The organism is Zhongshania borealis (assembly GCF_039539625.1).
In the GTDB taxonomy this organism is placed as follows: Bacteria; Pseudomonadota; Gammaproteobacteria; order Pseudomonadales; family Spongiibacteraceae; genus Spongiibacter; species Spongiibacter borealis.
Genome location: NZ_BAABDM010000003.1, coordinates 268,250 through 281,313, shown reverse-complemented (window position 1 = coordinate 281,313; position 13,064 = coordinate 268,250). Strand labels below are relative to the sequence as shown.

General features: G+C 50.7%; 13 protein-coding genes. All 13 read right to left on the bottom strand.

All coding sequences use genetic code 11. The features are described 5' to 3' along the window. Positions 1-15: 15 nt before the first annotated feature. The 13 genes from ndk to dnaE all read right to left on the bottom strand — a co-directional run bounded on the left by ndk (position 16) and on the right by dnaE (position 13,062). Entirely contained in the window at positions 16-444 is a 429-nt protein-coding gene (gene ndk, locus ABD836_RS10650; protein WP_008248907.1) for a nucleoside-diphosphate kinase, read from the bottom strand. A gap of 186 nt (positions 445-630) precedes the next feature. Beyond that, entirely contained in the window at positions 631-831 is a 201-nt protein-coding gene (gene iscX / locus ABD836_RS10645) for a Fe-S cluster assembly protein IscX (RefSeq protein WP_344935570.1), read from the bottom strand. Positions 832-863: 32 nt separating this feature from the next. Beyond that, positions 864-1,202, bottom strand: a complete 339-nt coding sequence (gene fdx / locus ABD836_RS10640) for an ISC system 2Fe-2S type ferredoxin (protein WP_344935568.1) — start codon at positions 1,200-1,202, stop codon at positions 864-866. 10 nt (positions 1,203-1,212) lie between these two features. After that, positions 1,213-3,072, bottom strand: coding sequence for a Fe-S protein assembly chaperone HscA (hscA, locus tag ABD836_RS10635; RefSeq protein WP_344935566.1), 1,860 nt, complete (start codon positions 3,070-3,072; stop codon positions 1,213-1,215). Positions 3,073-3,111: 39 nt separating this feature from the next. Continuing rightward, on the bottom strand, positions 3,112-3,651 hold the full coding sequence (hscB, locus tag ABD836_RS10630) for a Fe-S protein assembly co-chaperone HscB (protein WP_344935564.1): 540 nt from the start codon (positions 3,649-3,651) through the stop codon (positions 3,112-3,114). 26 nt (positions 3,652-3,677) lie between these two features. Further along, positions 3,678-4,001, bottom strand: coding sequence for an iron-sulfur cluster assembly protein IscA (iscA, locus tag ABD836_RS10625; RefSeq protein ID WP_344935562.1), 324 nt, complete (start codon positions 3,999-4,001; stop codon positions 3,678-3,680). Between the two features lie 35 nt (positions 4,002-4,036). After that, the gene (gene iscU, locus ABD836_RS10620; RefSeq protein ID WP_344935558.1) at positions 4,037-4,423 is read right to left on the bottom strand and encodes a Fe-S cluster assembly scaffold IscU; all 387 of its coding nucleotides are present in this window, start codon (positions 4,421-4,423) and stop codon (positions 4,037-4,039) included. A gap of 26 nt (positions 4,424-4,449) precedes the next feature. Then, complete coding sequence (locus ABD836_RS10615) at positions 4,450-5,664, bottom strand: IscS subfamily cysteine desulfurase (RefSeq protein WP_344935556.1); 1,215 nt, start codon at positions 5,662-5,664, stop codon at positions 4,450-4,452. Positions 5,665-5,712: 48 nt separating this feature from the next. Then, a complete protein-coding gene (locus ABD836_RS10610) occupies positions 5,713-6,189 on the bottom strand; it encodes an Rrf2 family transcriptional regulator (RefSeq protein ID WP_344935554.1) in 477 nt (158 codons plus the stop codon). A gap of 111 nt (positions 6,190-6,300) precedes the next feature. Beyond that, the gene (gene trmJ, locus ABD836_RS10605) at positions 6,301-7,131 is read right to left on the bottom strand and encodes a tRNA (cytosine(32)/uridine(32)-2'-O)-methyltransferase TrmJ (RefSeq protein WP_344935552.1); all 831 of its coding nucleotides are present in this window, start codon (positions 7,129-7,131) and stop codon (positions 6,301-6,303) included. Positions 7,132-7,178: 47 nt separating this feature from the next. Then, positions 7,179-8,507, bottom strand: coding sequence for a tRNA lysidine(34) synthetase TilS (gene tilS / locus ABD836_RS10600; RefSeq protein ID WP_344935550.1), 1,329 nt, complete (start codon positions 8,505-8,507; stop codon positions 7,179-7,181). Positions 8,508-8,541: 34 nt separating this feature from the next. Beyond that, entirely contained in the window at positions 8,542-9,492 is a 951-nt protein-coding gene (locus tag ABD836_RS10595; protein ID WP_344935547.1) for an acetyl-CoA carboxylase carboxyltransferase subunit alpha, read from the bottom strand. 84 nt (positions 9,493-9,576) lie between these two features. Next, entirely contained in the window at positions 9,577-13,062 is a 3,486-nt protein-coding gene (gene dnaE, locus ABD836_RS10590; protein WP_344935920.1) for a DNA polymerase III subunit alpha, read from the bottom strand. Positions 13,063-13,064 lie beyond the last annotated feature (2 nt).

Sequence of the window (13,064 nt, the reverse complement as noted above, 5' to 3'; positions counted from 1 at the left end):
TGAATGTGTTACCGCTTATACGCGGTCACACAGCTCACTGGTCGCGAAAAAGAACGCAATTTCGCGTGCTGCAGATTCTTCTGAATCTGAACCGTGTACCGCATTGGCATCGATTGATTCAGCGAAATCAGCACGAATAGTGCCCGCAGCGGCTTCTTTAGGGTTGGTGGCACCCATCAGGTCACGATTTTTAAGTACAGCGCCTTCACCTTCAAGAACCTGCACAGTAACAGGACCAGAGGTCATGAAGTCAATCAGCGCGGGGAAGAACGGACGGCCTTTGTGCTCAGCATAAAAGCCTTCAGCTTGATCGCGGCTCAAACGCAGCATCTTAGCCGCAACAATGCGCAAACCGGCTTTTTCAAAACGACTGTAAATTTCACCAATAACGTTTTTGCTAACAGCATCAGGCTTGGCTATGGAAAGGGTACGTTGAACGCCCATCGGTCTTTCTCCAAAAAAGTAAAACAATAACATCGGGTAATTTTACCCGGCGCGAAAAATCGTCGAATTATACGCGTATTAGCGTCAAATAGGTACGCGAGTGAGGCTCAGACAGCGGGATATAGCATGGGTTTCGGCCCAGAACGGTTTTTCTACCAGAAATAGCCCTGCGTTCTAGCCGAAGTATCAATCCTGCTCGTCGAGCCAAGCGGCCTGAATTGCCTCAAGAACCTTCTCACCGCTGCGCTTTGGATCGTCATCAAAATCCTCAAGCCCAATCACCCATTGGTGTAAATCGACGAAATTAACGTAAGTTGGATCGATATCAGGGAATTTCTCTGCCAACTCAATCCCGATGTCCAGCACATCTGTCCACTTCAAGCCCATTTAATCCGTCCTCTAAACTGCCCTAAGGGCCATTAATGTTGTTCAGACACCATATTGATGGTGTAACGGGGAATTTCGACCACTAAGTCGCGGTCAGTCACCGCAGCCTGACAGCTGAGCCGAGAGTCAGGCTCTAAACCCCAGGCCTTATCAAGCATATCCTCTTCCAGCTCATCCGCCTCATCGAGTGACTCAATGCCCTCGCGCACGATCACGTGACACGTGGTGCACGCACAGGATTTCTCGCAGGCGTGCTCGATATGAATGCCATTGGCAAGCATAACGTCGCAGATGGTTTCGCCGCTGGCGGCCTCAAGTACTTCGCCCTCTGGGCACAGCGCTTCGTTTGGCAATACTATGATGCGTGGCATCGTGGCTTCCTTACAATTCGTCTACCCGCCGGCCGGCGAGTGCTTGGTTAATACTGGCATCCATGCGCCGCTCGGCAAACAGTTCGCTGGCTTTGCCGACAATTTCAATATGCTTGGCGATACTGGCAACAGTACCCTGCTCACGCTCAGTGTGCAGCACTTCCATTTTAGCCAATAAATCCTGTTGTTCGGCCTCACTAAGCATGGCTTCGCCGTCTTGCAATAATGCAGCAGACAATGCCTGCAGCAGAGAATCAGCTTCAATTTGATGCTCACGCAGTGCGCGAGCATCTTTGTCTTCGACTGCAGCTTCCCAAGAGGATTTGAGCATGTCTGCAATATCGGTGTCATTCAAACCGTATGCCGGCTTAACAGCAATATGGCTCTCGACGCCTGTGCTCTCTTCCGTCGCAAATACCTGTAATAGGCCATCAGCATCAACTTGGAACTTCACCTTTATGCGCGCAGCACCCGCCACCATAGGCGGAATACCCTGCAACTCAAAGCGCGCGAGCGAGCGACAATCTTCAACCAGCTCACGCTCACCCTGCACCACGTGAATGGCCATGGCAGTTTGACCATCTTTAAAGGTGGTAAATTCCTGGGCCATTGCCACGGGAATGGTGGTATTGCGGTGAATCACCTTCTCAGTCAGGCCGCCCATGGTCTCGATACCCAGTGATAGCGGGATCACATCGAGCAGTAACATTTCGTCGCCGCTGCGATTACCCACTAGCTGATCTGCCTGCAGAGCAGCACCAAGAGCCACCACCCGATCAGGATCTAAATCGACCAAAGGCTCGCGACCAAACCACTGAGCCACACGCTCGCGCACCCGCGGCACCCGCGTGGAGCCGCCAACCATCACCACATTGGCGATGTCTTCGCTGCGTAATCTGGCATCGCGCAGGGCGCGCTTACACGCGCGAATTGCGGTGTCGATTAAGGGATCGACCAAAGCATTAAACTGCTCCCGACTCAGACTTTGGCTCAAATCAGCCAGCACTAAATCAACTGCGTCCTCGCCACTTAAGGCTTCTTTCGCCTTACGTGCAGCAGTCAGCAAGCTGCGTTGCTGAAACATATCCAGATCCTGCAAACCCGATGCCGCAACAAACCAGTCGGCAATAGCGTGATCGAAGTCATCACCACCCAAGGCAGAGTCGCCGCCGGTAGACAGCACTTCAAACACACCTTTGGTGAGCTGTAACACCGAAATATCAAAAGTGCCGCCGCCCAAATCGAAAACTGCAATAGCCATTTCATCGTGCTGATCTAGGCCGTAGGCCACTGCCGCAGCCGTGGGCTCATTGAGCAAGCGCAGCACATTTATACCAGCAATTTTGGCGGCGTCTTTGGTGGCTTGGCGCTGCGCGTCGTCAAAATAGGCAGGCACCGTAATCACCGCCCCCGTCAACTCGCCACCCAAGGTTTCTTCTGCGCGACTGGCTAGACTTCTTAAAATCTCAGCAGATACCTGCACTGGCGAAATATCGCCAACTCGAGTACGGATTTTGACCATATCTTGGCCCTGATCCAGCAATTCATAGGGCAACATTTTTGCCCCCGCAGCGGCAGTACAATCGGCAAAAGACCTCCCCATAAAGCGCTTAACAGATAACAATGTATTACGCGGATCGGAGCTGGCACCGGCTAATGCCGCCGCGCCCACCACAGTCTCGCCCGCTTCTGGGTAATACACCGCAGACGGCAGCAAATGCGCGCCATCGAGATCTGCCAAGGTATCAGCGTGCGCATTGCGCACACTGGCAACCAGTGAATTGGTGGTGCCCAGATCAATCCCCACCGCCAGCTTACGCTGGTGCGGCTCGGGGGTTTGTCCGGGTTCTGAAATTTGCATCAAGGCCATAAAAGGTTTCTGAACTCCCGGCGATTCACTCGCCTTTTATCAGTAGTCGAGCAATTCGCTCTCTTTCAGTTCGGCTTCACTACGCAGCTTTTCTAAAAACTGAAGCTTGGCGTAAGCAGCCAGCGCCGAATCAAACTGTTGTTGATTGTAGGCTTGAGAAAAAATATTCTTCTGACCGGTGGCCGCCCCCTCTAAATCGCGATAAAACACATCCAATGCCTGCTCGGGATCACTGGCATCCTGCAATTCAGACAACTCTTCGCGAAGTTGCATTTGCTGCATAAGAAACTCAGGGTCTTGGAAAGTGGTTGAGGACATATCGCTATCCACCCCCGCCAACTTCAATAAATAGGCAGCCCGCCGGGTTGGCGATACCAAAGTTTCATAGGCTTCATTAATAAACGAGGACTGCTGTACCGCCAAGCGCAAATCGCGCTCAGAGCCACTGGCAAAACGATCGGGATGCGCATCGCGCTGCAATGCACGATAGCTTTTAGTCAGGGCTGCTATATCAACTTCATAGCCCTGGGGCACTGCCAACAGTGCAAAGTAATTTTCCTGGGGATTGAATACAGACATAGTTTTGGGGCCAGCCAGCAGGGCCGCTAGACGGTAAAGCTCTCACCGCAGCCACACTCAGCCGACACATTGGGATTGTTAAATTTCAGGCCCTCATTGAGACCTTCCTTCACAAAGTCCAATTCGGTGCCGTCTAAATAAACCATGCTCTTAGGGTCGATATACACCGCTGCACCGTCTTTTTCAAAGACCTGATCCTCTGCTTGAGGCTCGTCTACGAATTCCAATACATAGGCCATACCTGAGCAGCCAGAAGTCCGCACACCAATGCGAATCCCCAAACCCCGGCCACGACCGAGCATTTGTTTCTTTATATGATTAGCTGCCGCGCTGCTTACTGAAACTGGCATGCACTCTCCCCTAATATCTAATGCTAGTCGCTAACCTAGGATACGGTACGCTTCTGACGATAGTCAGCTACCGCAGCCTTGATCGCATCCTCGGCCAAAACTGAACAGTGAATTTTCACTGGTGGCAAAGCTAACTCTTGCGCGATTTCGGTATTTTTAATTTGTGCCGCTTCGTCAAGCGTCTTGCCCTTAACCCACTCAGTTAGCAGAGAGCTAGACGCGATAGCAGAACCGCAACCGTAGGTTTTAAACTTGGCATCTTCAATAACACCCTGCTCATTCACCTTGATTTGCAGACGCATTACGTCACCGCAAGCAGGCGCACCGACCATACCGGTGCCGATTTCATCCGCGCTGTCGTCAAACTTACCGACATTGCGTGGATTCTCATAGTGATCGAGTACTTTTTCGCTATAGGCCATGATCTCGTCCTCTCAATCTGAACAGCTTAGTGAGCTGCCCATACAATACTGTCTAAATCGACGCCGTCTTGATACATATCCCACAAGGGCGACAATTCCCGTAATTTCTCAACTGCAGCACGCACCTGCTTAATGGCGTAATCCACTTCTTCAGCCGTAGTAAAACGACCAAAAGAAAAACGCAACGAGCTGTGCGCCAGCTCGTCATTCAAGCCCAGCGCCCGCAACACATAAGAAGGTTCCAAGCTTGCTGAAGTACACGCTGAACCCGACGACACCGCCAAATCTTTCAGAGACATAATCAGTGATTCGCCTTCAACAAAGGCCAAGCTAACGTTCAGATTACCGGGTAAACGCTGTTCAAAATCACCGTTTACAAAGACCTGTTCCATGTCTTTCAAACCATCCCAGAACTGGTTACGCAACGCCATAGCATGCTCTGCATCTTGGGCCATTTCTAAGCGGCCAAGTTCACAAGCAGCACCCATCCCCACGATTTGATGCGTAGGCAAGGTGCCAGAACGCATACCGCGCTCATGACCACCACCGTGCATTTGCGCTTCCAGACGAATACGCGGTTTGCGGCTAACATACAACGCACCAATACCTTTGGGGCCATACATTTTATGAGCCGACATCGACAATAAATCAATTTTCATGGTCGCCATATCAATGACGACTTTACCAGCGGTTTGCGCTGCATCAACATGAAAAACCACACCATTCGCACGGCATACTTCGCCAATGGCTGCCACGTCGTTGATGGTGCCAATTTCATTATTGGCGTGCATCACACTGACCAAAACGGTGTCTTCACGCAGCGCAGCGGCAATCGCTTCTGCGGTAATCAAACCTTTTTCGGTCGGGTCTAAATACGTAACCTCAAAACCTTCCCGCTCTAGCTGCCGGCAGGTATCAAGCACCGCTTTGTGCTCGATTTTAGAAGTAATAATGTGCTTGCCTTTTTTACTGTAAAAATGCGCTGCACCCTTTATTGCCAAGTTGTTTGACTCGGTAGCACCGGAAGTCCACACAATCTCCCGAGGGTCGGCATTCAGCAAATCAGCCACTTGACGACGGGCATTTTCGACGGCCTCTTCAGCCTTCCAGCCAAACATATGCGAGCGAGACGCAGGATTACCAAAGGTACCCGTGGTCGTCAAACAAGCCATCATCTTCTCGGCCACACGAGGATCAACCGGTGTGGTCGCAGAGTAATCCAAATAAATCGGCAGTTGCATATACTTCTCCAAAACCTTGGTACGACTACAGCGACACCAAGCGAATAACTAATCTACCGCAGTCAGAATAATTGACTGCGCATTGCGCGCCTTTTGTAGCTGGCGCGCTGAAACTGATTGCACATCTCGACGCTCAACCAAACTGGCCAAACTGATATCACTTAAAAAATGGTGAATCTGATCACTTAGATCAGTCCACAAATTATGAGTCAAGCAAGTGTGCCCATCTTGACAGTCACTGCTACCAGCACAGCCGGTCGCATCCACACGCTCATCGACCGCATCGATAATATCGGCAACGAAAATTTCTTGACTGGGGCGACTCAGACGATAACCTCCACCCGGGCCTCGGCTGCTAGACACCAGCTCCTTACGGCGCAACTTGGCAAACAATTGCTCCAGATAAGACAGGGAAATATCCTGCCGGCTAGACACATCAGCCAAACTTATGGGACCTCGGTCGCCGTACAGCGCCAAATCCAGCATCGCTGTTACGGCATAGCGTCCTTTTGTCGTCAATCGCATAGCCATACCCGTTTAATCTACGGTGCAATTATGCAATAACCAAGCAAATTGGTCAACTATATAACCAAGGCTTTTAGTAGGGTTTAAAATGCGGAAGAGCGGGGATTATAATCACTCTCCCCCGTCAGCACCACTCTTTGGTCCAGCGCCGCCAGCCTCATCGGTCTTTGCTTTACGCACCCAGTACTGAGTTGAGGTTAGAATGCCTCTCAATATATTGACTTCCATCTCATCGAGTCGCGTCCGTTGATAGAGACGACGCAAGCGAGTCATTAGCTTCTTTGGCGCTTCCGGGCGTAAAAAATGGATATCTCGCAGAGTTTCCTCAAGATGTACTAGGTAGCGTTCTAAATCCTGCGCCCCCGCTACCGGCACATCCCAATCAGCCATATCATTATTATTAAGCTCACCACTAAGGTGCTGCATGCGCACTTCATAAGCCAAGACCTGAACGGCCATAGCGATATTCAAGGAACTGTATTCCGGGTTGGCTGGAATATGAACGTGCAAATTGCAGCGCTGCAACTCTTCATTTGTTAAGCCACGGTCTTCACGCCCAAACACCAACGCAATTTTATGACCAGCTGCTGCCTCGGCATAACCACGTTCCATGCAATGCCGCGGATCCAGCAGTGGCCAAGGCACAGTGCGCTCTCTGGCACTGGTGCCGATCACTAGCTGACAATCGGCAATGGCCTCATCCAATGTCGCACACACTACAGCAGAATTCAGTACGTCGTCGGCGCTAGCCGCTCGCCACGTCGCTTCATCGTGCGGGTATTTACGGGGCTCAACCAAGTAAAGCTGGCTAAGACACATATTTTTCATCGCGCGAGCCACCGCACCGATATTACCGGGATGGGAGGTATTCACCAACACAATGCGGATATTGTCGAGGGGGTTACTCTTTGGATTGTTGGGCGATAGATCTTCAGTAGTCATGACTGGCGCTCTTTTTACGAGCCGCGCATTCTAGCAGACCTCAGCGACTAGGTCAGCGCCTCTGGTTCCCAGCGTATATTCCAACCGGACTCCCCCAGCTGGGCACGAAACCCCTCACAAATAGCTATGCCGGCAATCGCAGCCAATTCACCCTTGCAGTAAATCAACGGCAGCGCCTCGCGCTGCCATGGCGGTACCTGCCATTCCTGCAATAGTTTTTTTAATGATCTACTGTGAGATTCACCAGCTAGCTGACAGCGCTCGCCACCTTGCCGGAAGCGGATTTCAAGCGCGCCGCGCGGTACAAAATCGCCCTCAGGCTCAGCGGTTATACAACCCACACCAGGGATAATAAGTGGTCGACCAATATCCCACTCGCCATCTGGCGCCACAGCCACTTGTGAAGCCGGCCCGAAAAACAAACGCTGCCGATAGACCCGCAGCACACTCCCACCAGCCAAACGAAACTCCGGCTGGCTGTCACTGCGCGCTGCGCTAAATTGACTAACAATCGTATCAAGCTGAGCGGATGCCAGCGCTAGGCCACTGCGCTTAATAATGAATTGACGCAAGATCGCGCGCTGGCGTATTTCGGGTAGCCCAGCCAAGGATATCAAATCAAGTGACGCATCATCGGCGGTCATGGCACACAGGTCTGCGTCAATGTATTCATCTAACAGCTGCGCCGCTTCCGCTTGTAAACGAGCCGCCCGTCCAAAACCGACCCGATAATCCGGCCAATGCTCGGCCAACTGAGGCATCACTCGCTGACGCAGGAAATTCCGTCGATAGTGGGTGTCAGTATTGCTAGGATCTTCTATCCAACTCAACTGATATTCCTTAGCATAGGCTTCTATACTGGCGCGCGGAACATCTAATAACGGCCGAAAAAGCTCACCACTACCGAGCGTGCGACGAATTGGCATTGCCGCCAACCCGGATACGCCAGCACCACGTAGTAACCGTAATAATAGGGTCTCAGCCTGATCGTCGAGATGATGCGCCAACAGCAATACATCACCTTCGCGCAAAACATCTTCAAATTCTCGATACCGCGCATCTCGCGCCGACGCCTCAATTCCGCGACGCCGCCCAGAAACGTCAACTGCTCGCAAAGTAAAAGGTATATCGTAGTCTGCACACTGGCGTTGGCAATGCGCAGCCCAAGTACCGGCCGGCGATTGCAACTGATGATTTATATGAATTGCATTTAATATAGGAAAGGGAGTTTCTGCAATGCTCGCCTGCTCGCGTAGGCGCCAAAGCAAATGTAATAATACTTGTGAGTCTAAGCCGCCACTATAAGCGAGCCATAACTTTTCACGCGCAAAAAACGGCGTCAAGGCCTGATTAACGAGGGGTAATAGTTCCGTCAACGCAGCGCTACCTCCCTCATTATCTAAGACTCGGCTAGCTCGTTCCGTATGACATTAACCGCGCATAACGGGTATCTAACAGTTCTTTTTCAGGGAGCGCCTGCAAACGTTTAATTTGAGTGACTAGGTGTTCACGAACACGCTCGGCACTGCTGTCGATATCACGATGAGCGCCGCCCTGTGGTTCCGGAATCGTTGCATCAACAATTCCCAACTCTTCGAGAATCGTCGAGGTCAAACCCATTGCCTCGGCCGCATCGGGGGCAAACTCTGAACTCTTCCAAATAATATTCGCGCAACCTTCTGGCGAGATCACAAAATAGGTTGAGTATTGCAGCATCGCAATGTGGTCGCCGACACCAATACCCAAGGCGCCACCGGAGCTGCCCTCACCAATAACGATACAAACAATCGGGGTTTTAAGACGCGACATGACGGCCAAATTTTGGGCAATGGCCTCACTGATACCACGCTCTTCACTGTCAATACCGGGGTAGGCACCGGGCGTGTCAATTAGCGTTACGATCGGCAATTTATAGCGTTCGGCCAGCTCCATAAGGCGTAGGGCTTTGCGATAGCCTTCGGGCTTTGGCATACCGAAATTACGTTTTACCTTTTCAGTAACACCTCGGCCTTTCTCCTGACCGATGACCATTACCGGCATGCCATTGATTTTGCCGATACCGCCAACGATGGCGGTATCGTCGCCAAAATGACGATCGCCATGCAGTTCGTCAAAGTCAGTAAAAATTCGGCGAATATAATCCAAGGCATAAGGCCGCATTGGATGCCGCGCAATTTTAACAACATTCCAAGGCGTGAGACTCGAAAAAATCTTCTCGGTTAATTTACTGCTTTTTTCCCGAAGTTTAGTGATTTCTTCGTTGATATTAAGGTCGTTGTCACTTCCGACCAACTGAAGCTCTTCAATCTTGGCTTCCAGTTCCGCAATGGGTTGTTCAAAATCAAGATAATTGGGATTCATCGCTCACATATTCACTTGTTGTCGTCCGTGAAACCTACCACCATCGGAATGATAAATAGGCACATTCAATAGGATGATTATACGTTAATCGTAATTGATGACCACGTTATTTGCGCCACACTCTTCACCTAAACGCAGTAATAACTCATCATTTGGCAGGATTCGCCAATTATCCCCGAGGCGAATTTTGCCACTGCCTTCATGACGTTGATAATTTATCACCACAGGGCAACGACCGCCCTTAGCTACACTCAACGCGCCTTTTAAACGGGCAATCGTGTCATCGTCTATGTGTTCGGCGCTAACTGAAAGTTGCAATTCACGCGCGTGCTGATCCCGCGCCTCAGCAATGCTGCGCACCGCTTTCACTCGCATTTTCTTACCACCGCTATACTCGTCGTTACTGCATACCCCTTCAACAACGATTACGGTGTCTTTAATCAGTTTTTCTCGGCATTCATCATAGGCATCACTAAATAGTGCCACCTCGATCCGAGCACTGCGGTCATCGAGCAATACAAACGCCATAGTGTCGCCGCGTTTATTTTTCATCGTTCGGGTGCTCATCACCAACCCAGCAATGGTCTGAGGATGCTTCTCGGGATTTAGGTCAACAATTTTCCGAGGCACAAAACGTCGCAATTCGGTCTCGTAATCATCAATGGGGTGGCCGGTAACGTATAGGCCAAGGGTTTCTTTCTCGCCAAGCAAGCGCTCTTTCGTTGTCCAGCGTCTTACGCTTTTAAAGCTTGCATAAACATCGCCCGCCTCGTCTTCAACTGCAAGACTGCCGCCAAACAAATCCATCATTCCGCTTTCGACATTTTTAGCCGCTTGCTCAGCACCCTGCACAGCATCAGGCATCGCCGCCATAAGTACAGCGCGATCTTCGCCAAGGTCATCAAAGGCTCCAGAGCGTATCAACGCTTCTATCGCTCGCTTATTCACTTTGCGGGGATCGGTGCGCTCGCAGAATTCAAAAAGATTTTTAAAAGGGCCACCTTCGTTGCGAGCAGCAATAATATTTTCAACGGGGCCTTCGCCCAAGCCTTTTATGGCACCGAGACCATATACGATTTGGCCGCGATCATTGACCGTGAACATATACTCACCTTCGTTTACTGAAGGCAATTTATAGTCCAACTTCATTTCCCTACATTCTTCGATGAAGATAACGATTTTGTCGGTATTGTCCAATTCCGAACTCATTACCGCCGCCATAAAGGGCGCTGGGTAATGAGTCTTCAACCAGGCAGTTTGATAGGAAACTAAGGCGTAGGCTGCGGAGTGAGATTTATTAAAGCCGTATCCCGCAAACTTCTCCATCAAATCGAAAATATTCGATGCAAGCTCTTCAGAAAAGCCTTTCTCTACCGCACCGGTCTGAAACAAGCTCCGCTGCTTATCCATTTCTGCAGCGTTTTTCTTACCCATTGCCCGCCGTAATAAATCGGCGCCGCCGAGGCTCACACCACCCATTACCTGAGCGATCTGCATAACCTGTTCTTGATAAAGGATAATACCGTAAGTCGGCTCCAGAACAGGTTTTAGACATTCGTGCTGAAACTGTGGATGCGGATATGCCAACTCAGCGCGGCCGTGTTTACGGTTGATAAAGTCATCAACCATGCCCGACTGCAGCGGGCCAGGTCGAAACAAGGCCACCAGTGCGATAATATCTTCAAAGCAAGAAGGCAACAGCCGCTTTATTAAATCCTTCATACCACGGGATTCCAACTGGAATACCGCAGTTGTCTCTGCCCGCTTCAACATATCAAACGTAGGTCGATCCTGGAGCGGGATCGACATAATATCGAGCGCTTCTTCGCCTAACTTGGCGCGCTGAGCATTCACTATTTTTAAGGCCCAGTGAATTATGGTGAGTGTACGCAGCCCCAAAAAGTCGAACTTAACCAAGCCCGCTTCTTCGACATCACTTTTGTCAAACTGGGTAACCAAGCCTCCACCGGCATCATCACAGTACAGCGGCGCGAAATCGGTGAGCTTGGAGGGCGCGATAACCACACCCCCAGCGTGCTTACCCACACCGCGGACCACGCCCTCAAGCTGAATTGCCATGTCCCAGATTTCTTGGGCCTGCTCGTCTGCTTCAAGAAACTCGCGAAGTATCTCTTCTTGCTCATGGGCTTTACTAAGTGTGATGCCCACTTCGAAGGGAATCATTTTCGACAATTTGTCGGCTAAGCCATATGCCTTGCCCTGCACCCGAGCAACATCGCGCACAACCGCCTTTGCAGCCATGGTACCAAAGGTGATGATCTGGCTCACTGCGTCGCGGCCATAATTATCCGCCACGTAATTAATTACCCGATCGCGCCCTTCCATACAAAAATCGACGTCAAAGTCGGGCATTGATACCCGCTCGGGATTCAAAAATCGCTCGAACAGCAGGTCGTATTGGATTGGGTCAAGATCGGTAATTTTTAGCGCATAGGCTACTAGCGAACCCGCACCTGAGCCCCGGCCGGGACCAACCGGAATATCGTGGTCTTTAGCCCACTGAATAAAATCCATAACGATCAGGAAGTAGCCAGGGAAACCCATTTGCAGAATAACATTGAGTTCAAATTCTAGACGATCTCGATATTCAGTCTGATGGGCTTCAAACTCAGGCGAATTACGGTCGAATAGAAAATTCAGACGCTGATCCAGACCATCATGACAAAGCTGACGGAAAAACTGCTCCTGGGTCAATCCATCCGGAATTGGGTATTCTGGTAAGTAATACGTACCCAACTGAATTGTAAGATTACAGCGCTTGGCAATTTCCACACTGTTTTGCAACGCCTCTGGAATATCGGCAAATAGCTCAGCCATTTCTTCTGGGCTGCGCAAATACTGCTGGTCACTGTAATTACGCGGTCGACGCGGATCGTCCAAGACCCGACCATCGCGAATACAAACCCTAGCATCGTGCGCCTCGAACTCTTCGGCATCTAAAAAGCGCACATCATTCGTGGCAACCACGGGGCAGTCATTTGTCTCCGCCAAGTCTATTGCCGCATGCAGGTAATCATCTTCGTTATGGCGCCCAGTGCGCTGTAACTCCATATAAAAGCGGTCATGAAATACGCCCAGCCATCGCGATAAACTACGCTGCGCAATTTCGGTCTTACCACTAAGCAACGCCTGACCAATATCGCCCTCCCTTCCGCCGGACAAAGCGATGAGCCCCTCGCTAGCCTCTTCAATCCAGCTGCGATATGCATAGGCCTTCCCGAGGTATTGACCATCTTGATAGGCGCGGGATATCAGTTCGGTGAGGTTACGATAACCCTTCTCATTTTGCGCCAATAAACAGATGACGGTAGTTTGATCAGGATCATCGTCATCGCGCATCAGTAAATCACAGCCAAAGATGGGCTTAACACCTTCGCCCATCGCCGCTTTTTGGAATTTAATTAAGGCGTAAAAATTATTTAAGTCTGTGAGCGCGACCGCGGGCATGCCGAGCTTAGCAGCCCTTTTGGTCAGCTCTTTCACTCTAACCAAGCCATCAACCAATGAATATTCTGAATGCACTCGCAGATGCACAAAACTGTCATTCATCA

Bases quoted from the DNA above. Each gene is read 5' to 3' on its own strand.
- ndk (WP_008248907.1), bottom strand. From the start codon at position 444: ATGGGCGTTCAACGTACCCTTTCCATAGCCAAGCCTGATGCTGTTAGC.
- iscX (WP_344935570.1), bottom strand. From the start codon at position 831: ATGGGCTTGAAGTGGACAGATGTGCTGGACATCGGGATTGAGTTGGCA.
- fdx (WP_344935568.1), bottom strand. From the start codon at position 1,202: ATGCCACGCATCATAGTATTGCCAAACGAAGCGCTGTGCCCAGAGGGC.
- hscA (WP_344935566.1), bottom strand. From the start codon at position 3,072: ATGGCCTTGATGCAAATTTCAGAACCCGGACAAACCCCCGAGCCGCAC.
- hscB (WP_344935564.1), bottom strand. From the start codon at position 3,651: ATGTCTGTATTCAATCCCCAGGAAAATTACTTTGCACTGTTGGCAGTG.
- iscA (WP_344935562.1), bottom strand. From the start codon at position 4,001: ATGCCAGTTTCAGTAAGCAGCGCGGCAGCTAATCATATAAAGAAACAA.
- iscU (WP_344935558.1), bottom strand. From the start codon at position 4,423: ATGGCCTATAGCGAAAAAGTACTCGATCACTATGAGAATCCACGCAAT.
- ABD836_RS10615 (WP_344935556.1), bottom strand. From the start codon at position 5,664: ATGCAACTGCCGATTTATTTGGATTACTCTGCGACCACACCGGTTGAT.
- ABD836_RS10610 (WP_344935554.1), bottom strand. From the start codon at position 6,189: ATGCGATTGACGACAAAAGGACGCTATGCCGTAACAGCGATGCTGGAT.
- trmJ (WP_344935552.1), bottom strand. From the start codon at position 7,131: ATGACTACTGAAGATCTATCGCCCAACAATCCAAAGAGTAACCCCCTC.
- ABD836_RS10595 (WP_344935547.1), bottom strand. From the start codon at position 9,492: ATGAATCCCAATTATCTTGATTTTGAACAACCCATTGCGGAACTGGAA.
- dnaE (WP_344935920.1), bottom strand. From the start codon at position 13,062: ATGAATGACAGTTTTGTGCATCTGCGAGTGCATTCAGAATATTCATTG.